Annotated in this window: 1 protein-coding gene and 1 pseudogene; both read right to left on the minus strand. The window is 50.3% G+C overall.

Annotated elements, in window-relative coordinates; translation table 11 throughout:
* Positions 1–95: 95 nt before the first annotated feature.
* Positions 96–989, minus strand: a complete 894-nt coding sequence (locus Q0236_RS13185) for a M23 family metallopeptidase (RefSeq protein WP_005872272.1) — start codon at positions 987–989, stop codon at positions 96–98.
* Positions 982–1,391 (minus strand): annotated as a pseudogene (locus tag Q0236_RS13190) (bifunctional folylpolyglutamate synthase/dihydrofolate synthase); the annotation flags it as partial. The gene Q0236_RS13185 and the pseudogene Q0236_RS13190, both read right to left, overlap by 8 nt.

Raw genomic sequence — 1,391 nt, forward strand, 5'->3', positions numbered from 1 at the left:
AAGCGCCTGCTCGCACGCCGCAGCCTCTTTATCGTCCTCGCAGATCAAAATCTTTTTTTGGTTTTGCAAAAAGTATTCGTAAACCTCGGCTTGCATTATTTAAACCTTTCGATCTGGTGCTGCACGACGTTTGCGATCTCCTGCCACGATACGTTAGGCTCCAAGGTTGAGATATTTTTGAAATTTTGCGCGTTCCAGCTCATAAAATTTGCAGGATCGACGCTTTGAGCCAAAAACCTAACTTCGTAATGCAGGTGCGGGCCGGTGCTGTAGCCGGTGTTACCGCTATAGCCGATGAGATCGCCCTTTTTAACCCAAGAACCGGGCGTTACGACCGCGGAGCTAAGGTGGCCGTAGCGGGTCTCAAAGCCATAATTGTGCGATAGAATCACTAAAATTCCATATCCGCTGCCACTACCGCCTGCAAACTGCACGAAGCCCTCTGCCGTCGCAAACACCGGAGTGCCCTCGCTTGCTCGCAAGTCGATGCCGTGGTGCATCCTCATAACGCCGCTGATCGGATGAGTGCGCATCCCAAAAGGGCTAGTTACGCCGCGATACTGCATCGGAAGTCCATTAGGCACAGCGCTAAGAATCGCGCTCGCCGTTTTTTCGCTAGCTGCGATATGCGCGCCGGAGCCCTTTTTACGCTCCTTTTTCATCTCATTCATCGCAAGCATTACCTGGATATCACTATCCAGCCCGCCTCCATCGTCTTCGCGTCCGTCCAGCTTGGCAAGCACCTCCTCGTTTTTGCCCTCAAGCGCGATATTTTGCTCTTTTAGCGCGAGATTTTCAGCGTAGAGGGTTTTGTTTAGCTCCTTTAAATTTGAGCGGTCGCTAGCGAGTTTAAATATCGCAAAAAACAAAACTAGCAGAAAAATTACAAAAAACGCGGATAAAATTTTAAGTTGAAATCTAAAATTTTCGCCAAAATACAGCGTCTTGGTGCCAAAATGATCGCTTAGGGTGAGTTTAGTTTTAGCCACGGCGCGCCTCAAGCCATAAAATGAAATTTTCTACCAAATGAAACGAGCCGAAAACCAAATACTCCTCGTCCGCTCTAAGCTCGCCGCGAAACGGCGAATGCGGAATTTTAAGCGCGTCAAGCGCACGGGTTATCGCCTCTGCTGCCATTTCGCGATCCGCAACCTCGTAGCTAAAGATCTCCACGCGCTCTACCACGGGTGCTAAAGTCCGCAGCACCGCGGCTACGTCCTTATCGGCAAAGGCGTTGTAAATCAGCACGATCTTTCTGCCCCCGTAGATTTCGATAATTTCGCGGGCTACTTGCTGCGCCGCAAGCTCGTTGTGTCCAACATCCACGCGTAAATTTGGCGCCAAAACTTCCATCCTGCCGCGTAAATTTAGAGGCGGCAGCTGCGGAATTT

The organism is uncultured Campylobacter sp. (genome assembly GCF_938031315.1).
Taxonomy (GTDB): Bacteria; Campylobacterota; Campylobacteria; order Campylobacterales; family Campylobacteraceae; genus Campylobacter_B.